The organism is Thermomonospora curvata DSM 43183 (assembly GCF_000024385.1).
Classification (GTDB): Bacteria; Actinomycetota; Actinomycetes; order Streptosporangiales; family Streptosporangiaceae; genus Thermomonospora; species Thermomonospora curvata.
This window is the reverse complement of sequence record NC_013510.1, coordinates 722,438-743,763: the sequence shown is the minus strand read 5'-3', so window position 1 is coordinate 743,763 and position 21,326 is coordinate 722,438. Positions and strand designations below refer to the sequence as shown.

The following is a 21,326-nucleotide window of genomic DNA, read 5'->3' as shown; positions in this document are numbered from 1 at the left end:
GATTCGCCACCATCCTCGCGACCACCTTTTCCCGCCGGGACCGACTGTGAGCTCATGGGTGGCCGGACGCGCGGCCACGACAGACGATTGTGCCCGCCCCGGCAAGGCTTCACGCGGTTTCCGAGGATGGGTGATCCTTTCCCGCTGCGCCCGCCTTCGGGTGGTTTCAGCGCCCGCTCAGCGGCCGGCGGCCGGGCGGCGGCGCAGCGCGATCTGCGCGTTGGCGCCGGTGTCCGGGGAGACCACCACCTCCTGGGCGGCGGCCACTCCCCCGGCCAGCAGCTCGGCGTCCACCGGGACGGTCCGTTTGACCATGGCCAGCGCGATCGGGCCGAGTTCGTGGTGGCGGGCGGCGGTGCCGACGAACCCGACGCGGCGGCCGCCCAGCTCCACCGGGTCGCCGTGGGCGGGCAGGTGGTCGACGCTGCCGTCCAGGTGCAGCATGACCAGCCGGCGGGGCGGGCGGCCCAGGTTGTGCACCCGGGCGACGGTCTCCTGGCCCCGGTAGCAGCCCTTGTTCAGGTGGACGGCCTCATCGATCCAGCCGGCCTCATGGGGGATGGTGCGCTCGTCGGTGTCCAATCCCAGCCTGGGCCGGTGGGCGGCGATGCGCAGCGCCTCATAGGCCCACAACCCGGCCGGACGCGCCGCCTCGGGCAACCGCGGCAGGGCGGAGCGTTCGATGATCCAGCTGGAGCCGGCCACGTCCGGGAACTCCAGGGCGCCGGGGACGTCCACCGCGCCGGTCACCACCGCGTACCGGTCGGTGAGGTCGGCGACCTCCACGCGCAGCAGAAAACGCATGCGGTCCAGGAACTCCACCAGCGCGGGCGCGGTGCCCACCTCCACGTGAGCCCATACCGCCTCCCCGTCGTCCACCAGGTGCAGGTGGTGTTCGACGCGGCCGTGCGGGCTCAGCAGCAGCGCCTGGGTGGGCCGGTGCGGCTCCAGGTGCTCCAGGTGCTGGCTGAGCAGGCTGTGCAGCCACTTGAGCCGGTCGGGCCCGGACACCCGGATCACGCCCCGGTTGCCGCGGTCCACGAAGGCGGTGCCGGCCTCCAGGGCGCGTTGCTCGTGGACGGGCTCACCGTAGTGGGCGGCGACATCCTGGTCGGGCCGGTCGGCGGCGACGGCGCCGGGCAGGCTCAGCAGCGGGCTCTTCATGGTCCCCAGCCTATGCGGCCCTGCCGGGGATGAGTTTTCAGCGGCAGTCCCGGCAGCGCCCGTAGACGGTCAGGTGGTGCACGTCCGTGGTGAAGCCGTAGTCGCGGGCCAGCGTCTCCACCAGCTCGTCGGCGACCTTGGGGCTGATGTCGCGGGCCGTGCCGCAGTGCCGGCACACCAGGTGCAGGTGCTCGGCCTCGGCGGCCAGGTGGTAGGTGGGCGGCCCGTGGCCGAGGTGGGTGTGCTTGACCAGCCCGAGTTCCTCCAGCAGTTCCAGCGTCCGGTAGACGGTGGAGATGTTGACGCCGCGTGCGGTGCGCTGCACCTGGGCGCAGATCTCCTCGGGGGTGCCGTGCTCAAGCTCGGTGACCGCCTCGAGCACGAGCTGGCGCTGGGGGGTGACCCGGTACCCGCGGGCCCGCAGCTCCTCCTGCCACGTGTCGGCCATGCCATGAGTCTATGTCCGCCGATCACCGCGGGACGGCCCGCGGGAACCGGACGAATATCCACTTGCCCGGTCCCGGACCGGTCGCATAGCGTGCGGGTACGCGGGAAAGGAGGTGGTCCGGAACATGCATGATTCTGGGACTCGCGAGGTGACTGTCCGCTAGTCGCCGTCCCGCCTTGGAACTCCCCGCACGCGCGGGGAACTCTCCAGCCGTGATGGCGGCTGGCGAATACCAGGCAATCACCCGATCCCCGGGCTGATGGATCAAGTCCCGTCCATCGCCGCCGTGCGCGGAAGGCCCGGGGATCGTTCTTTTTCCTAACGGACCCGCTTGAGCTGGGCGGAGACGTGGGACTGCAGCGACTGTCCCATGGCCGCCATGTCGTAGGCCCAGCCCAGGTCCTCCCCGATCAGCCCGTACAGCCGGTGGCCGGCGGCGACCTCCTTGGCGCTGGAGGTGCGGGCGACCACGTCGGTGCGCAGCTCGACCCGGTTGAAGGCGACGGTGCCGATGTAGATCTCCACGACCCCGGTGGGGTGCGCCAGCGTCACCTCCACCTCATTGTTGGGCTGCGGCCGCCAGTAGCCCGTCTCGACGGCCAGCGGCTGCCCCAGGTTTCCGTCCTCGTCCAGCAGCCAGGTGCGGCTGGAGTAGATCAAAAAGGGTTTGCCGTTGTGGGTGAAGGAGATCTCCTGTCCGAAACGGAAGCTGTCGATGGTGGGGTAACCGCCGACTCCGGCGCCCTCCCACTCGCCCAGCAGGAACTCCAGCGGCTTGAGGTCGGGATGCAGCTCGGGCTTCATGCTCGGTCAGCGTAGTGCCCGCCGCGCCCTGCCAAGGACGCTCAGCGCAGCCGGGCCAGGGCGACCACCAGCAGCAGTGACAGCACCGCCGTCACCGCCAGCGCGGCGACCAGGACCACCACGTTCACCATGGCCATGGGCCGAGCGTAGCGGGCCGGGGAGATCGACTTCACCGCGCACGCTCCGCGGCGCGCGGTAGTGTGCCGGTCATGGGAAGATCACTGGTGATCAAGGCGACCTCGGGCGCGGACGCCAAGGAGCGCTGCAACCAGGCGTTCACGGTGGCCGCGGCGGGGGTGGCGGCCGGCGCGAAGGTGTCGCTGTGGCTGACCGGTGAGGCCGCCTGGTACGCCCTGCCGGGCAGGGCCGAGGAGTTCGAGCTGCCGCACGCCACGCCGCTGCGGGACCTGCTGGAGGTCGTGCTGGCCGGGGGAACGGTGACGGTGTGCAGCCAGTGCGCGGCCCGCCGCGACATCGGCCCGGACGATGTGATCCCCGGGGTGCGGATCGCCGGCGCCCCCACGTTCGTCGAAGAGGTCATGGCAGAGGGCGCCCAGGCGCTGGTCTACTGACCCTTTTCAGCACCGTCTTCACAGGTCGAAACGCCTGAGGGCGGGTGCTGAAAGGTTCACCGGCCTCGCGCCGGACCGCCGGGTTGATCGCCTGCGGAGCGGAGATACCGATCCCATGCGGCAGAGGGAGTGCACGACGTGATCGAGATCCCCGGCTGGCTGTGGGCGGCGACGATCGTTTTCATCGTCGCGCTTTTCGTGTTCGACCTGCTGGTGGCGGTGCGCCGGCCGCACGCGGTGCACTTGCGGGAGGCGACCTTCTGGTCGGTCTTCTACGTGGCGCTCGCGGTCGGGTTCGGGTTCGTGCTGTGGGCGGTGTCCGGCCCGACGGCCGGCACCGAGTACTTCGCCGGCTGGGTGGTCGAAAAAAGCCTGTCGGTGGACAACCTGTTCGTCTTCGTGATCATTTTCGCGCGGTTCGCGGTGCCCGAGGAGTACCAGCAAAAGACGCTGCTGTTCGGGATCGGGGCGGCGCTGCTGCTGCGCAGCGTGCTGATCGCGGTCGGCGCGGCGGCCGTCAGCATGTTCTCCTGGACGTTCCTGCTCTTCGGGCTGATCCTGCTGTGGACGGCGGTGCAGCTGATCCGCAACCGCGACAAGGAACCCGACGTCGACGACAACTTCCTGGTCCGCCACTCCCGCAAGGTGCTGCCGGTCACCGACGACCTGCACGGCGGGCGGCTGGTGACCAAGGAGGCGGGCCGCACGGTGGTGACCCCGCTGCTGCTGGTGTTCATCGCCATCGGCAGCACCGACCTGATGTTCGCGCTGGACTCCATCCCCGCGGTCTTCGGGGTCACCAGCGAGCCGTTCATCGTCTTCACCGCCAACGCCTTCGCCCTGCTGGGCCTGCGGGCGCTGTACTTCCTGGTCGAAGGGCTGCTGGAGCGGCTGGTCTACCTGGCGATCGGGCTGTCGGCGATCTTGGCGTTCATCGGCGTCAAGCTGCTGCTGCACTTCGCCCACGAGGACGTCTCCCACGCGGTGCCGCAGGTGCCCACCCCGCTGTCGCTGCTGGTCATCCTGGGCGTCCTGGTCGTCACCACGGTGGCCAGCCTGCTGCGCGTCCGCGCCCACCCCGAGGAGCGGGCCCACGCCGTCGCCGTCACCGTCCGTCCCCGCAAGGAGCCGCGGGACGAGCAGAAGGAGGCCGCCCGCCGGAGCGACAGCACGTCCGGTCCGTGAGCGGCCGTCGGGGCGGCGCCCGGTGGGAGCGGTGCCGGACGAGCGGTGCGGGAGGGGCCATCTGCCGCGCTCCTTCGGCCGCCCGGCGGGGCAGACCCACACGCCGTCGTACCAGGGGACGTAGCCGAAACCAGCCCGGCCGGGCGCGGGCGGCGCTCCTGTCCAGGCGCTGAGAAGACCGCCACGCGCCCCTTGCCGTCCCAGGGCCACAAGGCGGTCGCGAACGACAGGATGCGCTGCGCGGCGTGGCCGACCGCGACCGGCCCGTCCCTGCAGGCGGGCCGCCCGATGGACGCCGAGGGGCGGAATCCCGCCCCTCGGCACGCGTTCCCGACCGGCCGGCCTTCAGCCGAGGACGGCCTTGAGGCGCTCCTCGCGCAGGCGGTCCGCCCAGGACTCCGGAAGCGGCGGCAGCTCGTCCTTGATCGCCCAGCGCAGCAGCAGGTCGGCCAGGCCGGGGTTGCGGACCAGGGCCGGGCCGTGCATGTAGGTGCCGATCACATGGTCGGCGTAGGCGCCCTCGGTCCCGTCGCCGTTGCCGACCCCGTGCACCACGCGCGCCAGCGGCTTGGCGCCCGGCCCCAGATAGGTGACGCCCTGGTGGTTTTCGAAACCGGTGATGCGGGGCACTCCCAGCGCCGGGTCCACGTCACCGACGATCTCGCCGACCGCCCGCCGCTCGCCCCGGCCGCTGCGGATGTCCAGCAGGCCCAGCCCCTGGACCGGCTGGCCCTCCTCACCGCCGAACTCGGTGCCCAGCAGCTGGTAGCCGGCGCAGACCGCGAAGATCACCGCCCCGAACTCGCGGGCCTTGTGCAGCCCGCCGTCGTTGCGCAGCCGCCGCGCGGCCAGGATCTGCGGCCGGTCCTCGCCGCCGCCCAGCAGGTAGATGTCGCCGTCCACCGGGACCGTCTCGTCCGAACGCACGTGCACGGTACGGGTGTGGATGCCGCGCAGCGCCGCCCGGCGCTCCAAAACGATGCAGTTGCCCTGGTCGCCGTAGGTGCTGAGCAGGTCGGGGTAGACCCAGACGATCTTGATGCTGGCGCTAGACGACACGTCCGTACCTCGCTCGGATCTGCTGGAAGGCGGTGTAGTTGGCGATCACGTCCAGGTGGCCCGGCGGCACCGCCATCACCGCCTGGTCGATGTCGTCCACGACGGTGAAGTCCAGCTCGGCGGCCTCCAGCCGGGCGGCCAGGTCCAGCCGGCGCTCCCCGGTCGCCCACACCGGGCGGCCGCGCAGGATGCGGTAGTCCACATCCCACAGCCAGGAGGTGTCCCGGCCGTCGGGGACCTGGGCGTTGATCGACAGCGCCACCGGCCCGGGAGCCGGCTGCAGCACATCGAAGGCCTCCAGCCAGCCGGCCGGGTTCTTGGCCAGCAGCAGCCGGATGGTGCGGCCCTCGTGCTCGACCGTGGTGTAGCGGCCGGCCACCGACTTGACCTGGGCCAGCAGCGGCAGCGCGGTCTCCGGCTCGATCCCGAAGCGGGAGACCACCGCCAGCGCGATCGCGGCGTTGGAGCGGTTGGCCCGGCCCGGCAGCTGCAGCCCGGTCAGCTCATAGGTCTGGCCGCTGGGCGTGGTCACCCGCTCCCCGTGCAGGATCCACTCGGGCTTGGGACGGGCGAAGGAGCACTCCCGGCAGCCCCAGTTGACGCCCTCGCGGTCCAGCGGGCCGCCGCATTCGGGACACGACCAGGAGTCCTCGCGCCAGTGCTGCCCGGCCGCCACCCAGGTCACGCTCTTGGCGGTGGAGGCGCCCCAGGTGACCAGCGGGTCGTCGCAGTTGGCGACCACATGGGTGTCGGGCGCCTCCTCCAGGGCGCGCCGCCACTTGCCGGCCAGCAGCCAGATCTCGGCGGCCCGGTCCATCTGGTCGCGGCTGAGGTTCATCAGGGCCACCACGCCGGCCCTGGTCTCCTTGAGCACCGCCGGCACGTACTTTTCGTCGCACTCCAGCACGCCGTACTTGGCGTTGGGGGCGGCGGCCAGCGCCGAGACGTGCCCGGTCGGCATGTTGGCGCCGAAGGCGTTGGTGGCGATCTCACCGAGCGGCGTCATCGCCGAGGCGATCAGCCGGGTGGTGGTGGTCTTGCCGTTGGTGGCACTGACCAGGACGATCTTGCGGTCCTTCGACAGCCTGGTCAGCAGCTCGGGGTCGAGCTTGAGCCCGATCCGGCCTCCGATCACCGAACCGTCGCCTCGGCCCGTCAGCCGCGACACCTTCGCGGCGGTGCGGCCGAGCGCTACGGCCATCTGCGCGCGCAGCGGAAGATCGCTCATGGACTCCTGCTCTTCCGGTTTGGCCTGGAACTTGGACGCGGCCAGCTGACAAGGGGCGTTGAAGCGAGCCTAGTGCCTCAGCAGGGGACTTGGCGTTTCATTCCGGGCAGGACACCCCGACGTGAGAGTCGGCGCGTCCCCTGCGAAGATCTTTTCGGCATCCGCAGGCACGGGGGATGCGATCAGCGTCACATTCGGAGGGAAACCGCGCATTCTGCCATCCTGGAGCGGCATGCCGGGCCGGGACGGACGGCTCATAACCGCCGATCCCGCCCACACCGACGGCGTTTCCCAGTACGTTGTCGGAAAACTGTGACAAGGCGAGGTCCGAGTAGCGATGCAGTGCCCACGGTGCGGCGAGTACACGCCTGGGACGCCGAGCGGATGCGCGCGCTGCGGCGCGCCGCTGGACCGGCGGCCAGACCCGCAGGTTCCGCCGGGTCGGCAGCACGGCGGCGCGGGCCAGGGCGTGCTTGACGCCACCATGCTCGACGCCTTTTCGCCGGTGCCCTCCTCCACCCCGACGGGTGGCGTTCCGCTGCCGGCGCCGCCCCCGGCGCCCTGGGCGACGCAGACGCCCTCGCCCGAGTCGCTGGGCGGGGCGGACTTCATGGGGCTGCCCGCATCGCAGGGCGGCGCCTTTGCATCGCCGCAGTCCGCCGAGGGTCCGCCGCCCTCCTCGTTCGCCGGTTCCTCGGACTCCTCGCCGCTCGCCGCGTCCGCCGCCACGGACGGCTCTTCCCCGCCGGGGCCTGCGACGCCGCCGTTCTCGGCGCCTTCGCCTGCGGACTCCTCACCGTCCGTGCTGCCGGCGCCGCCGCCGTTCTCACCGGCCGCCTCCTCCGGCCCGTCGACGCCCCCGCCGTTCTCGCCGGCCGTCTCCCCGCAGGCTGCGGCGCCCTCGGCCGCCGACCCCCAGTTCCCGGCGTCCGCGTCATCGGCTGATTCCCCGGCGCCGGCGGCACCGGCCTCCAGGGACGACGATCCCGAGGCCACGCAGGCGTGGACGATGCCGCCGGAAGACGAGGAGGAGCCTAAGGCCCCGGCCGCCGCGGCCGCCGAGCGGCCTCCCGCGCCCCCGGCCCGGGCGGAGAGCAAGCCGGAGCCGATCGTCCCGGACTCCTGGTTCGCCGAGCCGCGCTCGCCGTCCGGCGAGAGCGCCGCCGAGCAGACCCGGCAGCTGCCGCCTGAGCCGGGAGCGGTGCCGGGGGCCGAATGGGGCGCGCCGGCATACCCCGCGGCCCAGCCCGGCGGCTACGGCGACCAGGCGTGGCAGATGCAGCAAGGCCCGGGGATGATGCCCGGCGGATACCCCCCGAACGCCGGGTACCCGGGGCCGGTCGACCCGTATGCGGCCGATGGCGGCTACCCGGCGCCCGATGGGGCGTACGCGCCGGCGAGCCCCCGCTCCAGCGGGCGGTCCAACAAGTCGCTGGCCATCGCGGTCGGGGTGCTGGTCATGGTGGCGGTGGCGGCCGTCGTGGTGGTGCTGCGGCCGGACGGCGGCGAGCAGGCCGTGGCCGGTGCCACCGCCTCGGCCACCCCGCGCAACGCCTCGCAGCAAAAGCCGCCCGAGAAGGCCCCCGGCCCCGGCCCGGCGGCCCGGCGGCAGGCGCGGGCGATCGACAAGCTGCTGACCGCCAGCGCCGAGACGCGCGGCCAGCTCGGCCAGGCGCTGCACGCCGCGAGCAAGTGCCGGAACCTGCCGGTGGCCATCCAGGGGTTCCAGCGGGTGGCGCAGCGGCGCAACAACCAGATCAGGCGGACCAACGCCCTCAAGGTCGACAAGCTGAAGAACGGCGAGCAGCTGCGGGCCGCGCTGCTGCAGTCGTTCCAGCTGTCGCTGCAGACCGACCAGGCGTTCTTGGCCTGGGCGCAGGCGGCGCAGGGGTGCAAGGGGCGGCCCCGCCCGGACGACAACTACGCGCGGGGCAACGCCTTGTCGGCGCAGGCGACGGTGGCCAAGAGGCGCTTCACCGTGTTGTGGAACCCGATCGCCCAGAGCACGGGACTGCCCACCCGAACCGAGAGCCAGTTTTGACAAAGCGGTTCCCGCCCGCCTTTTCAGCGGGATCGTTTCCGCAGATCAAAGCCGCTGATATGACTCAGATCACACATCATCGGCGGCTTTTTCCAGGCCCTGAGGACACGCGCTGAAACAAAGTTCATTCCGACACGGTCACGACCTCGCGGCCCCGCCGAGCCTGTCTCTATCCTGGTAAAGGAATATTCACGGGATAAGGCGGGGGCCTATGCAGTGTCCGGTGTGTCTCGGTGAGACCTCTCCCGACCTGCCCCGCTGCTCGCACTGCAACGCGCAGCTCGATCAGGCCACCGCCGTGGACTCTGCGTCCACTCCCCAGGCCTCTCCTCCCGCAGCGCCGCCGCAGGAAGAGCAGACCCGGCAGGATCAGCCCCAAGGAGACCTGACCCGGCAGGACCTGACCCGGCAGGACCTGACCCGGCAGGACCTGACCCGGCAGGACCAGCCGTGGCAGGGGCGGTCCGCGCCGGAGGCGAGTCCCCCCGGTGACCCGGCCTCCTGGTCGCCGGGGCCGTGGACCGTGCAGCACGGCCGGGAGGCCGCCCCCGGCTCCTCTACCGAGGAGATCACCTCGCTGTCTCCCGAGCCCTGGAACGACCCGCAGGCCTGGAGCGGCTCCCCGCCCATGTGGCAGCCCCCGCCGCCCCGGAAGCGCAACAAGGTGCTGCCGTATGTGCTGGCGGGGGTGGCGGCCTGGGTCCTGGCCGCAGTCGCCCTGGCCATCATCTACTGGCCGCAGCCGGAGCAGGAGCCCGACACCCTCCCCCAGCAGAGCCAGCAGGCCCTCGAGCAGACGCAGGGCGGGCAGTCGGCGCCGCCCACCGGCGCCGAGGAGCAGAGCCCCACCCCCGACGCCGATGACGACGCCGGCCGGCGGCAGGCCGAGCAGATCGACGCGCTGCTGCGCGACATGGCCGGCACCCGCAGCGAGCTGGGCGCGGTGGTGTCGGCCGGGTGCGATGTCTCCGGCCTGGAACGCGTCCGGGACCAGCGGCGGGAGCAGCTGGCCACCGCCGAGACGCTGCAGGTCGACGCCCTCCCCGACGGGGATGCGCTCAAGAACGCCCTGACCGAGGCGCTGCGGGCCTCGATCGAGTCCAACGAGCTGTACCTGAGATACGCCCCCGGCTGCCCGAGCGATTCGGCCGCCGAGGAGGTCAACAACCGCGCCACGCGGGCCAAGTCCGAGGTGGTCGGCTACTGGAACGCGATCGCCTCCGAGTACGGCCTGCCCTCCCGCGACTCCGGCAGCATCTGACCCTTATTCCTGGGCGGGAAACGGCAGCACGGCGTCGGGGTCCTCAAAGGGCAGCACGAAGCGCTCGGGCCAGTTCAGCACCGCCTCCAGCCAGGAGGCCGTCCGCGTGACCTCGGCGACCTCGGCGAACTGGGCGTCGGCCTCCAGCCCGATGGCCACCAACGCCAGATCGTCGGCGAAGGCCGCATGGTCGTCCTCCCCGAACAGGGCGGTCAGCGCGATCGGCCGGTTGGCCGGCAGCTCCATCGACAGCGGGTGGCGGCGCAGCGCCCGCAGCCGGTGCCCGACCTTGGCGCCGGGTGCCTGGCGCAGCCCCGGCAGGTGGTACTCCAGCGGCGGGACCGGGGCGTGCTTGTCGGGCAGCGGCCGGCCGAAGGGGAAGATCCGCTCCATCTCGTGCAGCCAGCGCACCTGGCCGATCACCCAGTTCGGCCCCGGTCGCGTCCCGGCCAGGGCGTGCTCGCCGTCCAGCAGGCGCCGGGCGACCTCGGCGACGGTGGTGGTGAGGCTTTCGGGCGCGTACGCCGTCCGCAGCGCCCAGGCCCGCCGGGCCACGCAGCGTTCCACCACGGTGGCCAGCATGCACTCGCGCAGCCGCACGGGCAGGCGGGACCAGGCGCGGCCCAGCTCCGGCGGCACCGCCGGCAGCGGCCGGTCCACCACGTGGGCCAGCACCAGCACATCGGCCCACACCCGCAGCCAGGCCCAGTCGGCGTGCCCGGCCTGCAGGTCGGCCTCGCGCAGCTCATAGAGGGTGCAGGCGCGTCCGGAGCGGCACTGGGGGCCGCAGGCGACCGAGCGGCGGCCGTCGATGGGCGGGGGCGGGCTGGGCCGCACCCCCTCCTGCCCCTCCCCGTAGGGGATGCGCACCCGCAGCGGCCGGTCCATCCCGTCGGCGAACACCGCGGCCACCCCGGGCCGCAGCGACACCACCTCGCGGGACTGGTCCTCATCGAGGTTCATCGCCGCGCCCACCTGCTGGCGGTCGTCGAAGGCCGGCAGCCGGTGGACGACCTTGAGCGCGGTGTTCTTGACCACGTCCGGCACCAGCTTGGTGGGGATCTGCTCGGCCACGATGATGCCCTCGCCGTAGGCGCGGATCTCCGCCAGCATCCCGGCGAACAGCTCCACCGCGTGCGAGCTGGTGCGCTCGGGGCCGCGGTTGCGCAGCAGCCGGTGCGCCTCCTCGATGACGATCACATGCCGCAGCCCGCCGGGCCCATCGGTGGGGGTGCGGCTGCGGGCCCGCATCCGCAGATGCTCCACGATCCGGATGATCAGCGTTCCCATCAGGAACGCCTTGTCCTCGTCGTTGGCGACGTCCTCGATGGCCAGCACGACGTTCTCGCGCAGCATCCCGCCGATGTCGGCCGGGTGCCCGCCTTCGAAGAACCGGCCCGCCGAGCCGGTGCGCAGCGACCGCAGCCGCACGTCCACAAAGCCCTTGACGTCGGCCATCAGCTCCCGGCCGTAGCCGATCTCGCCGATCACCGCCAGCGCGGCCCGCTGCAGCTGCTCCAGGGTGGGCACCGACGGCTCCACCAGCGAGCCGGGCCGGCCGGCGCCGGTGACCACGTCCCAGCCGTTGTCCTCATAGACCCGCTGCAGCGCCTGCGACATGATCTGCGGGAACGGCTCTTCGGCGTCGAAGGCGGCCTGGAAAAGCGCCCGCACCATGTCGATGTGGGCCTGGACGGGGTAGCCGGGTTCGGGCGCCAGCGGGTTCACCGACAGCGGCACCGACTTGGGGTCGGAGGGGTTGATCACGGTGACCCGGGCGCCCAGGTCCTCGATGCGCCCGGCCATGGCGGCGTACTCGGACTTGGCCGGTTCGATCGCCAGCCATGGCACGCCCGCCCGGGTGAGCTGCTCCAGCAGGTGCCGGACGGTCTGCGACTTGCCCGCCCCGGTGGCGCCGGTGACGAACACGTGCCGGTTGATGGTCGAGCGCGGCACGGCCAGCGTGCCCACCCGGCGGTCCTGGCCGTCCAGGATCGCGCCGAGTTCGATGGCGGGTTCGGCGGCCGGTTCGGCGGCGGTCTCGGAGGTGACGTCGAAGTAGCCGGCCTCCAGCACCCGCAGCCCGGGCACCTCCCGGCGCGGCAGCCCGGCCAGCGCCGCCAGGGCGCCCGCGGTGGCCGGGAAGGGGAAGCTGGAGTCGTTCCCGCCGCTTTGCCGCAGCCGGGCCGGCGGGGCGATCGGGTGAAGCGCCTCGGCCAGGCTCTCTGCGCCGTACCCGGCGCGCAGCCGGTAGGGGTGGTGGTTCAGTTCCATGGAGCCCACCAGCACCGGTGCGATCCGGCTCAGCTCCTCGGGGGAGGCGGCCCCGGCCAGCACCCGCACCTGCCACAGTCCCGCCTGGTAGAAGGTGTCCAGTTCGGCCAGGCGCTGCTCGGCCCGGGCCACTTCCAGCCGGGACTGGGCGTCCTCGCCGCGGCGCAGCATCCGCAGCTCGTGGTGCAGGTTGCCGATCTCGGCGTCGATCAGCCGCTCGTCGGCCGGGTCGGCGATCACCAGCCAGCCGAACGGCCGGTCCATCAGCGTCACCAGGGTCGACTCGAACAGGCCGGCTCCGCCCGCCGGGCCGGCCCGGTGCACCGGCGGGGCCGGCCGGCCCGGGCAGCGCGTCCACACCATCTGCCCGGCCAGGCGCAGCCACTCGTCGCCGATGGGCACCCCGCGCGCCCCGTTGGGGAACAGCAGCGCCCCCTGGCCCGGCCCGATCGGCCCGGCGTTGGTGATCAGTTCCAGGGGCGCGCCGCCGCCCCGCGACAGCCACCCCACCACGAACGGCCGCTGCTGCTGCCGGGCCGACAGCACCGCCGGCAGCACGGTCACAAAGTCCCATTCGGCCGACGGTTCCCGGTCCGCGGCCGGGATCGCCGCGATCCGGTACCAGGGGCCGGCCAGCGGGTCGCCCACCGGCCTTTCGAGGGAGTGAACGGCGGGTCCTTCCGGGGGGTAGTTGGTCACCTGCCCATCCCTATCAACCGGGTCGGCGCCATGTCACCGCGTTCTGCGGCGCGGCCGGTGAGAACGGCGTCACGCGCACAGTCAGGGTCTTCCGGAGCGAAAGTCCGTGCGTCCGGGGGACGGCTCGCGCTCCGGGGAGGGGCTCTCGGTGCCGCCGGGCGGCAGGGCGTCCCGGCCGCCCTCCGCCGGCGGGTGGCACTGCTGGAGGACTTCCTCCAGTTGCTGGGAGTGGGTGGTGGGCAGGGTGATGATGCCCGGGTTGGCGTCCACCAGCAGCACCCGGCGGCCGGTGGCGGCCGAGTGGGTGAAGATCATCGCGGTGGGCGGCAGCTCCTGCAGCTCGTGCGGTTCGACCAGCAGTTCGCGGGAGCCGCCCGCCTTGCCGGTGGCCGGCAGGGTGCGTCCCCAGGCGGTGGCGGAGCTGATGCCGGCGACCAGGACGGAGTCGTCGGCGGCGGGGGCGGGCAGCGGGGCCCACACCGGGTCGGTGAGGGCGTCGCCGCGGACGCGGGCGTAGGCGATGGTGCTGGCGTAGCAGGCCTCGGCGGAGCCGGGCGGGCCGGTGGAGATCGCCGCTCCGGCGGTGTCGGTGAGCTCGGCGACCTGCAGGCGGCGGCCGGTGCCGATGTGCTCGGCGGCGATCTTGGCGTCCTCGGCGTTGCCCAGCCGCATGAAGCCGACGGCGGCGTGTCCGCGGCGGCCCAGGCGTTCGCGGACGTGCGGGGGGATGGAGCGGTAGAGCAGCACCAGGCCGGTGCCGGTGGCCTCGCAGGCGTCGATCAGCCGGTCCAGCACGTCTCCGCGCAGTTTCTCGGCGCCGCACAGGAACACGGTGTGCTCCCAGCGGGTGGCCGAGGGGGAGTTGCGGATCCGGTGGGTCAGCGCAGTGGCCACGTAGGTGCCCAGGATGCGGTTGGTCAGCACCCCGGCCCCGCGGTCCAGCGACACCACGCGCAGCCGGGACGGGGGCAGCAGCACCGGTTCGGTGCCCAGGCGTTCCAGCTTGCGCAGCTGGGCCTCCAGCGCCCAGGCGCGGCGGATGACGATCCGGTCGGTGGCGCCGCGGCCGTACATGGTGGTGACGCGCGCCAGCTGCTCTTCGGTGATCAGGCCCCGCCGCAGGTCGTCGCGGGGGTCGCCGACCTGGGCCAGGGCGCGCAGCGCGGCGGTGAGCTGGGGGATGGTGGCGCTGCCGCCGAACACCCCGGAGATGACGCGCTCCAGGATGGAGTTGTCCAGCGACAGGTCGCCGGTGGAGGTCTCCTCCTCGCCGGCCCCCACGACCAGGGACAGCACGTCGGCCAGCGCGTCGGCGCTCAGCCCGCTGGACAGGTCCAGCCGGGGCAGGTCGCCCGGCAGCACCCACACCAGCGGGTCGTCGCCCCGGGCGGTGGCCAGCCGCACCAGGTCGCCGGCGACCGCGCCCTCGGAGAAGTCCAGCACGGTCACCCGGGCGCCGGCCGCCAGGCGGGCCGCGCCCATCGTGGTGACGGCCGCCGACCAGCCGGCCAGCGTGCCGCCGACGATGTCCACCCGGTCGGCCTCGGGCGGCACCGCGACCGGGTACCACTCGCGTTGGTTCTCATAGGCGCGGCGGCGCCGCTCCCATTCCCGGTAGGCGGCGGCGTGCTCGGCCTGGGCGGCCAGCAGGCGGCGTTCGCGGGCCTGGCGCTCGCGGTCGATCCGCTCCCGCTCCTGGCGCAGCCGGGCGCGCAGCGCCCGTTCGCTCTGCCAGCTCTGGTAGCCGGTGATGCCCAGGACGACCAGGCAGGCCAGCAGCCCCACCCCGGCGAACTTCCACGGCAGCACGCCCAGCAGGCCGCAGGCGAGCACCAGGCCGCCGAACACTCCGGTGCCCGTGGCGATGATCTTGACCGGCCGGTCGAGCATCGGGCTGCGCACCCGCACGTGCACATCGCGCAGCGGGTCGTCGGGGGGATCGTCGATCGGCTCGGGACGTGGCGGCGGCGGCCCCGGGTCGGGGTGGACCTGGGCATAGCGCCAGCCCACGTACACGCGGTCCGGTTGTATTAACCGCGTCGTCGCAGACCCGCTGGTCACGTCCGTCACGTCACAGCCCCAGGGGGTTCAGCGGCGAACCCGCTCCGGCCCGTCCGGGGCGCCCGGCGGCGCGGCGGCCCGCGGGCCGAAGAAGGTTCGGTGCGTTGCTTCGGCGGGGTGGCATGAGCACTCGTCGGTCGGGGTTCTTACCCGTACAGACTAGGGATGAACGGCCCGATTCGCCCACCATTCAACCGAACACCACATCCAATGCGGCACCAAGAGCGACAATTCGGTCAGCTCACTTGTCAAACCCCAAGACCGGACATCCGTTATCGCCCGAAGTGACCGGTTCCGGTCACCGCCAGCCCGTCACCCGCCGGATCGCGCTCTCCATCATGGGGGCCAGCGTGCGCGCATAGGTCTCGGTGAAGTGCCCCCGGTCCCGGGTGACCAGGACGTTCCCAATGATCATCGGGCAGCTTCCGGGCGTGCACACATAGCGGGTGAAATCCACAAAGCGCACGTTGCGCGGCAGGTCCCGGCGGTTGCGGTACGGGGCGACCGGGGCCAGGCTCCGGTAGCGCGCCTCGGCGCACTGCTGCAGGCTCACCCGCGTGAAGCAGTCGGCCGGCGGGAAGGTCAGGCGAGGGGTGTCCCGGATCGCCATCACCCGTATCCCGTAGGCTCCCAGCTGCCGCCAGCGCGGAACGGCCAGACGCTCCAGCTCCTCCGGCCGCCCCTTGGGGTCGGTCCGGGTGCCGATCGTGATCACCAGATCCGGGCGCAGGGCGCGCAACTGCAGCATGACGCCGCGCCCCCAGGCGTCGCAGGCCGGGTACGGCGCCCCGGTGTCGGGGTAGCGGGCCCCGCCCGCCAGCAGCGGGCACCCGGACTTGACCATCGTGATCAGCCGCCAGCCCGTCTCGTCGACGACCTTGTGCAGGGCCGGGAACCAGTGGGCCGCGTGCGAGTTGCCCACCAGCGCGATGGTGCGGCGCCCGTTCGGATCGCCGAACTGACAGACCTTCACCTCGGTCGCCTTGTAGGGCGCCACGCACCCGTTGGTGTGAATCAGCGGAAGGTCCTCCTTGGCGTCCCGCAGGTCGGGCCGGTACGGCAGCTTCGGCGGCGGCGGCGCCCCGACCATCACGGCCGCGCCCGGATAGTTCGCCGGGTCGGCGGCCTGCGCCTGGCGGATGCGGGCCTGCTCGTCCAGGTGGGCCACCCCGCTCCAGGAGACGCCGACCACCGGGGTCAGGCAGACCACGCCCAGCACCAGCGACCAGGTGCGGGTGGCGCGCCGCGCCGTCACCCACTCCACCGAGCGGTCCGACACCCAGGTGGTGGCGGCCGCCAGCACGAACGAGACGGCCAGGATCGCGCATCCGGCGGCCAGGCTCGCGGTGGTGTTGCCGGTCTTGGCCAGGTAGAAGACGAACAGCGGCCAGTGCCACAGGTACAGCGCATAGGAGATGTCGCCGACGTAGGTCAGCGGCCTGGCCGACAGCAGCCGGTCGGCGCCCAGCCGGCTGCCCGTCGTCCCCGCCACGATGACCAAGATGGCCGCGCCGGTCGGCCACAGCGCGGCATAGCCGGGGAACACCGTGGAGACCTGCAGGACCAGGCCGCAGGCCACCAGGGCGGCCAGCCCGCCCCAGCCCAGCGCCACCCGCAGCGGCACCGGCAGCCGCGCGCTGTCCCAGCGGGCGAGCGCGAGCGCCAGCAGGCCGCCCAGCGCCAGCTCCCACAGCCGCGCCCCGGTGTCGAAGTAGGCCCAGCGCTGCTCGACGGCGGTGCGGATCACCGAGTAGGTCAGCGAGGCGGCGAAGACGGCCACCAGCACGCCGGTGAAGATCGCCCGCGGGCTCCGCCGGACCAGCGCCGCCGCCGCCACCGTGCCGGTCAGCAGCAGCGCCCAGATGAGGTAGAACTGCCCCTGGATCGCCAGCGACCAAAAGTGCTGGACGGGGCTGGCGCCCTCACCGCCGGCCAGGTAGTCGACGGCGGTGACCGCCAGCCGCCAGTTCTCGTAGTAGAGCGCCGAGGCGGCCACTTCGGCGAGGGTGTCGCGCCAGCGGTCCTGCGGCAGCCACAGCCATGTCCCGGCCAGCACCCCCGCCAGCGCGATCGCCGCGGGCGGGAAGAGCCGCCGCGCCAGCCGGGCGAAGAAGGCCCGGTACTCCACCCGTCCCCGCCGCTCCACCATGCGCAGCAGGGAGCCGGTGATGAGGAAACCGGTGAGCATCAAGAAGACGTCCACCCCGCCGGACACCCGGCCCAGCCAGATGTGGTAGATCGCCACCAGCAGCACGGCGACCGCGCGCAGCCCCTGGATCTCGGGCCGGTGGCCTTCCCGGGGCCGTCTGGGTGCGGCCTCCCCGGTGACCTGAGCGGGGGCCGGACGCCGGAGGGTCTCCTCGATGGATGGGGTCGACATCTTCCACTTTCAGTCGAGCAGCCTGGACGCGCGCGTCCCGATCCGATCGACCCGAGCCGCACCGTGTCCAATTTCGGAGCGAGGATATGAATAAGCCTCACTTGTCACAAGGCGCACAGGGGTGCGAGACGCTCTCGTGACACGGACGCACCTCGCCCGCCTCGCGGACGCAAATCACCTCCGGCTCGCGCCCGCCGCCGTTTCAAGGCCGAAGCCGCGGCACCGTCCGCCGACCGAGCCGAAGAGGCAGGTCATCACAGATGAGCCGAGTTCGGGCAACTCCTCTCGCAGGCCCCGGAGAATGCCCCTCAAGAGAACCCCGGCGGCCTTCTCCGGCAGTTTTCAAATAGTTGAATGCTCACATAAGCCGGTCTCGCCGCATGTGGGACGTCTGACGCCAGCCACCCGTTGTCAGGGTTCACCGAAGATCATCCGCTGAGCCGTGTCCGGTTCCGGCCAGCGACTCAAAGCCCGGCACGGCAGGCGCGCAACCACCGACTCCCCGAAACCACGAAACGAGAAAGCCCACCGCAGTCTTCTCCGGTGCGCGGCCTCGGGCTCTGGACGCGGCGACCTCGGCGAGCTCCAAGATCGTTCTCTCCGAGGTCGCCGCGTCCCCCAGGCGCTTTTAGATCCCCTGCGGAAACCTCACCAGGGGAAAGGGCTCACTGCTGCAGCAGCCAGTCCACGGCGCGGGCCGCCGCGCCGCCGTCGTCCCAGGGGCAGAACTTCTCCCGGAAAGCCTCATAGCGGTGCTCGTACTGGGCGGAGACGTTCCCGACGTCCCGCAGCGCATCGATCAGCTCATCGGAGGTCATGCACATGGGGCCGGGCGCCTCGGCCTCGAAATCGAAGTAGAAGCCGCGCAGCTCGTCGCGGTAGTGCTCCAGGTCGTAGGTGAAGAACAGGATCGGCCGGGCGGTGCAGGCGTAGTCGAACATCGCCGACGAGTAGTCGGTGACCAGCACGTCGGACACCAGGTAGAGCTCGGCGATGTCGGGGTAGGTGCTCACGTTGCGGACGAAGTCGTCATCGGGCGGGCAGAAGTTCCCCACCACGTTGATGTGGCCGCGGATCAGCAGCACGTGATCCTCGCCCAGCACCTCCCGGGCCCGCTCGACATCGAGCTGCAGCTCCATGCCGTACCCGTTGCTGACGATCCGGTCGTCCCGCCAGGTCGGGGCGTACAGCACCACGCGCTTGCCCGCCGGCAGCCCCAGCCGCCGGCGGATCCGCTCGGCCTGCTCGGGACGGAACAGGATGTCGTTGCGCGGGTAACCGATCTCCAGCAGCTCGCCTTCGTAGCGGAAGGCCCGCCGCCAGATGGGCGAGCTGAACGGGTTCGGCGAGACCAGCGCGTTCCACTGCGCCATGTCCCTGCCGAAGCGGCGCAGGTAGTCCTGGGGGTTGCGGTGGGCGGGCCGCTCGATGTCATAGCCGAGCTTCTTCAGCGGCGTGCCGTGCCAGGTCTGCAGGTAGATCTGCTCGGGCCGCTTCTCCATCCAGTACGGCATGGGGTCGTTGGAGACCAGGAAGCGGGCCTGCGCCATCGCCTTCAGGTGCTCGCGGGTGCCCCGCAGCAGGGTGCGGACGCCCTCCGGCGGCTGGAACCGGCCGTCGCTGGTGACCCACACGTATTCGAACTCGGGGTGGCGGCGGCGGAGCTCTTCGAAGATGGCGCGCGGGCTGTCGGAGAACTGCCTCCCCTGGAAGGACTCGAACAGCGCCATGTCGCGGATCGGCGACCGGCGGTAGACCGGGTAGTCCTCGGTGGACATCCGCTTGATGCCGTAGGCCCCCCGCTCGGTCGGGTCGTGGGCCGGACGCACCCACACCCACGGCTCCTCCATGCCCTCGACGACCAGGGTGAACTCGTGGATGCCCACCACGTGGGGCTCCGGCAGGTTCACGCAGGCGGAGCGGGCGACGTACACGCTCACCTCGTCGTCCTCACCGAGAGGGGCGACCAGGTCCCAGCGCCCGCTGCGCATCGGCAGCTCATCGCCGTACCAGGTGCGCTCCATGGGCTGCAGCTCGGCGGTGAACTCTTCGCCGTCCCAGCTCAGCGGCATCCGGCGCTCGCCTGCCCCGGCACGCCAGCGCGCCACCAGCTCCGCGGGCCGCCGATCGCCGGTCATCCGGCCGCGCAGCCGCAGCACGCCCCGGTCGGTCCAGCGAGCCTCGGTCAGCACCGGCCGGCAGCGCCGCTGGATCACCCGCAGGTACCCGCCGTCGATCCGGGTCAGGGCGGCCTCATGAGAACCCTTGGCCTGCCAGGTCTCCACATGGTCGGCGGCCACCGGCTGGATCGGCTCCTGGCGGCCGGCCACGGTGATCAGGACGTTCCAGGGCAGCCGGTCCTGCCCCGGGGTCTCCTCCCACTCCGGCAGCACGTCCATGGGGATGCGGCCCAGGAAGCGGCCCTTGCCGTGCGCCAGGATCGGCAGCCGGATCTCGCCGGTCCCGTTGGGGCGGGACAGCAGCAGCTCGGTGGCCTTGCCGCCGCCCACCACATGGCCTTCGATCTCGATGGCGCCCTCGACGGGACGCGCCGCGGTCACCCGCGCGCCCACGTCCACCACTTCCAGGCCGAAGCTCTGCCGGGAGGGCGACACCCGCATCGACACGCCGGGGGCGACGTCATGGCCGGACGGCCAGCGCTGGTCGGCGCGGGTCGAGCCGCGCAGCGGGCCGCTGCGCCGCACCCCGCCGGGCATGGTCACCTCCACCTCCAGCCGCCACAGGCCGGGACGGAACCTGCGCTGGAAGCCGAAGCGGCGCTGTCCCAGCGTCGCCGGGTCCAGCACGGCCGAGAAACCGGCCCAGTCGTAGCAGGCGGCGGCCCACTTGGCGTCCGCCGAGGTGCGCGGCCGGTAGATGCGTCCCACCGGCAGCTCGACGACGTTCTCCTCTTCGGGGTGCCGCAGCCACAGCCGGATGGAGCCCGTGTAGGGGTCGGGCACCGGGATGCGGGCGATGTAGGCGAATCCCTCGATGTAGAGCCGCCCTTCACGCCAGTAGGCCCGGTCCACACCGGCCTGCAGGGTGACCTCATCGGTGATGTCGTAGACGCTATCGGGAATGCCCCGCTCCGGGTCGTCGAAGTAGGGATAGCGGGCATACCAGCGGCCGCCTCGCAGCACCACGTCGGTGGTGATGATCTCCCTCTGCTGAAAGACCAGGACTTCGAGAAGCTCGTCGATCATGCCCCGCCGCAGCAAGTGGTACTTGAGCCGTTTGAGGGCCGGCAGCTCCTGGAAGATCTCCTCGTCGGCTTCGGCGGCGAACTCCTCGACGGCCTTCTGCAGCAGCTGCCGATAATGCTCGCTCCCCTCGTGCAGCACCTCGATGTACATCGGCAGCTTGTCGGCGAACACCCGCGACATGTATTCCCGCATCAGCTCCGGCGCGTGCTCGCGTAGGAACTTCGAGACCCGGCGGATGGCCGTCACCCGGTCCTCAAGGTTGCCCGGCTCGGTACGACGCTGGGTGATGGAGCGCTCACCGCCCTCACGCACCCGCCAGTGATAGACGGGGATGGACAACACGTCCACCTTTTCCGCCAGCACATGAGCGGGAATGGCCACTGTCGGGTCCTCATACAGCCCGCGGGGGAACTGGAAGTTGTGGGCGTCCCAGAACGACTTGCGGTACACCTTGTTCCAAGGCGTGCGGTCACCGACCAGTTCCGGGCGGCGGGAGATGTGGGTCTTCTTCGCCGGCCGGTCAAAAATGTCGGCGTGCATCTTCGAGGGGTAAATTCCCTTGGAACTGAATCGGCGTACCCCACCGCAGGCAAAGTCCGATCCGCTCTTCTCCAGCGAATTGATCATCCGCTGGTAGGCGTTCGGGGGCACCACGTCGTCACCGTCGACAAAGGCCAGATAGGTGCCTGTCGCATGGCGCACCCCGGTGTTACGAGCCGGCCCCGGCCCCTGGTTCTCCTGTTGGATCAGCCGGAACCGCCCGTCCCGGCTGGCAAATTCCTTGGCGATGGCCGCACTGCCGTCGGTTGAGCCGTCGTCGACCATGATGACCTCGAAGTCATCCATGGTCTGGTTCTGCAGGGACTCCAGGCACTCCTGCAGATAGGGCTCCACGTTGTAAACCGGTACAACGATGCTCAGCAGTGGGGGCATGTCCTTCTCGC

Annotated in this window: 13 protein-coding genes; 4 read left to right on the top strand and 9 right to left on the bottom strand. The window is 71.8% G+C overall.

Going from position 1 to position 21,326, the window contains the following annotated elements:
* Positions 1-177: 177 nt before the first annotated feature.
* From ygfZ to TCUR_RS03215, 3 genes are all read right to left on the bottom strand, one after another.
* Positions 178-1,164, bottom strand: coding sequence for a CAF17-like 4Fe-4S cluster assembly/insertion protein YgfZ (gene ygfZ / locus TCUR_RS03225; protein ID WP_012851034.1), 987 nt, complete (start codon positions 1,162-1,164; stop codon positions 178-180).
* Between the two features lie 37 nt (positions 1,165-1,201).
* On the bottom strand, positions 1,202-1,612 hold the full coding sequence (locus tag TCUR_RS03220) for a Fur family transcriptional regulator (RefSeq protein ID WP_012851033.1): 411 nt from the start codon (positions 1,610-1,612) through the stop codon (positions 1,202-1,204).
* 318 nt (positions 1,613-1,930) lie between these two features.
* On the bottom strand, positions 1,931-2,416 hold the full coding sequence (locus TCUR_RS03215) for a heme-binding beta-barrel domain-containing protein (protein ID WP_012851032.1): 486 nt from the start codon (positions 2,414-2,416) through the stop codon (positions 1,931-1,933).
* Positions 2,417-2,625: 209 nt separating this feature from the next.
* Here TCUR_RS03215 and TCUR_RS03210 point away from each other — a divergent pair, with 209 nt between their 5' ends.
* Positions 2,626-2,988, top strand: coding sequence for a DsrE family protein (locus tag TCUR_RS03210; RefSeq protein ID WP_012851030.1), 363 nt, complete (start codon positions 2,626-2,628; stop codon positions 2,986-2,988).
* 138 nt (positions 2,989-3,126) lie between these two features.
* Positions 3,127-4,173 (top strand): TerC family protein, encoded by a 1,047-nt coding sequence (locus tag TCUR_RS03205; protein ID WP_012851029.1) that lies wholly within the window; start codon positions 3,127-3,129, stop codon positions 4,171-4,173.
* A gap of 345 nt (positions 4,174-4,518) precedes the next feature.
* Here TCUR_RS03205 and TCUR_RS03200 read toward each other — a convergent pair whose 3' ends face one another.
* A complete protein-coding gene (locus TCUR_RS03200; protein WP_012851028.1) occupies positions 4,519-5,232 on the bottom strand; it encodes a type 1 glutamine amidotransferase in 714 nt (237 codons plus the stop codon).
* Positions 5,222-6,460 carry a Mur ligase family protein gene (locus TCUR_RS03195; protein ID WP_012851027.1) on the bottom strand — a complete coding sequence of 413 codons (1,239 nt, stop codon included), beginning with the start codon at positions 6,458-6,460 and terminating at the stop codon, positions 5,222-5,224. Before TCUR_RS03195 ends, TCUR_RS03200 begins: the two co-directional genes overlap by 11 nt.
* A gap of 469 nt (positions 6,461-6,929) precedes the next feature.
* Here TCUR_RS03195 and TCUR_RS03190 point away from each other — a divergent pair, with 469 nt between their 5' ends.
* Entirely contained in the window at positions 6,930-8,501 is a 1,572-nt protein-coding gene (locus tag TCUR_RS03190; RefSeq protein WP_148232913.1) for a hypothetical protein, read from the top strand.
* Positions 8,502-8,724: 223 nt separating this feature from the next.
* Positions 8,725-9,762, top strand: a complete 1,038-nt coding sequence (locus TCUR_RS03185; protein ID WP_148232912.1) for a hypothetical protein — start codon at positions 8,725-8,727, stop codon at positions 9,760-9,762.
* 3 nt (positions 9,763-9,765) lie between these two features.
* Here the strand turns inward: TCUR_RS03185 and TCUR_RS03180 are convergent, their stop codons facing one another.
* The 4 genes from TCUR_RS03180 to TCUR_RS03165 form a co-directional block, all read right to left on the bottom strand.
* The gene (locus TCUR_RS03180) at positions 9,766-12,735 is read right to left on the bottom strand and encodes an ATP-binding protein (RefSeq protein WP_012851024.1); all 2,970 of its coding nucleotides are present in this window, start codon (positions 12,733-12,735) and stop codon (positions 9,766-9,768) included.
* 81 nt (positions 12,736-12,816) lie between these two features.
* The gene (locus TCUR_RS03175; protein WP_245536962.1) at positions 12,817-14,751 is read right to left on the bottom strand and encodes a hypothetical protein; all 1,935 of its coding nucleotides are present in this window, start codon (positions 14,749-14,751) and stop codon (positions 12,817-12,819) included.
* 343 nt (positions 14,752-15,094) lie between these two features.
* Positions 15,095-17,176 carry an acyltransferase family protein gene (locus TCUR_RS03170; RefSeq protein ID WP_012851022.1) on the bottom strand — a complete coding sequence of 694 codons (2,082 nt, stop codon included), beginning with the start codon at positions 17,174-17,176 and terminating at the stop codon, positions 15,095-15,097.
* 665 nt (positions 17,177-17,841) lie between these two features.
* Positions 17,842-21,315, bottom strand: coding sequence for a bifunctional glycosyltransferase/CDP-glycerol:glycerophosphate glycerophosphotransferase (locus TCUR_RS03165; RefSeq protein ID WP_012851021.1), 3,474 nt, complete (start codon positions 21,313-21,315; stop codon positions 17,842-17,844).
* Positions 21,316-21,326: the final 11 nt, after the last annotated feature.

Excerpts from the sequence above, each read along its gene's own strand:
- ygfZ (WP_012851034.1), bottom strand. The coding sequence starts at position 1,164 with ATGAAGAGCCCGCTGCTGAGCCTGCCCGGCGCCGTCGCCGCCGACCGG.
- TCUR_RS03220 (WP_012851033.1), bottom strand. The coding sequence starts at position 1,612 with ATGGCCGACACGTGGCAGGAGGAGCTGCGGGCCCGCGGGTACCGGGTC.
- TCUR_RS03215 (WP_012851032.1), bottom strand. The coding sequence starts at position 2,416 with ATGAAGCCCGAGCTGCATCCCGACCTCAAGCCGCTGGAGTTCCTGCTG.
- TCUR_RS03210 (WP_012851030.1), top strand. The coding sequence starts at position 2,626 with ATGGGAAGATCACTGGTGATCAAGGCGACCTCGGGCGCGGACGCCAAG.
- TCUR_RS03195 (WP_012851027.1), bottom strand. The coding sequence starts at position 6,460 with ATGAGCGATCTTCCGCTGCGCGCGCAGATGGCCGTAGCGCTCGGCCGC.
- TCUR_RS03170 (WP_012851022.1), bottom strand. The coding sequence starts at position 17,176 with ATGTCGACCCCATCCATCGAGGAGACCCTCCGGCGTCCGGCCCCCGCT.
- TCUR_RS03165 (WP_012851021.1), bottom strand. The coding sequence starts at position 21,315 with ATGCCCCCACTGCTGAGCATCGTTGTACCGGTTTACAACGTGGAGCCC.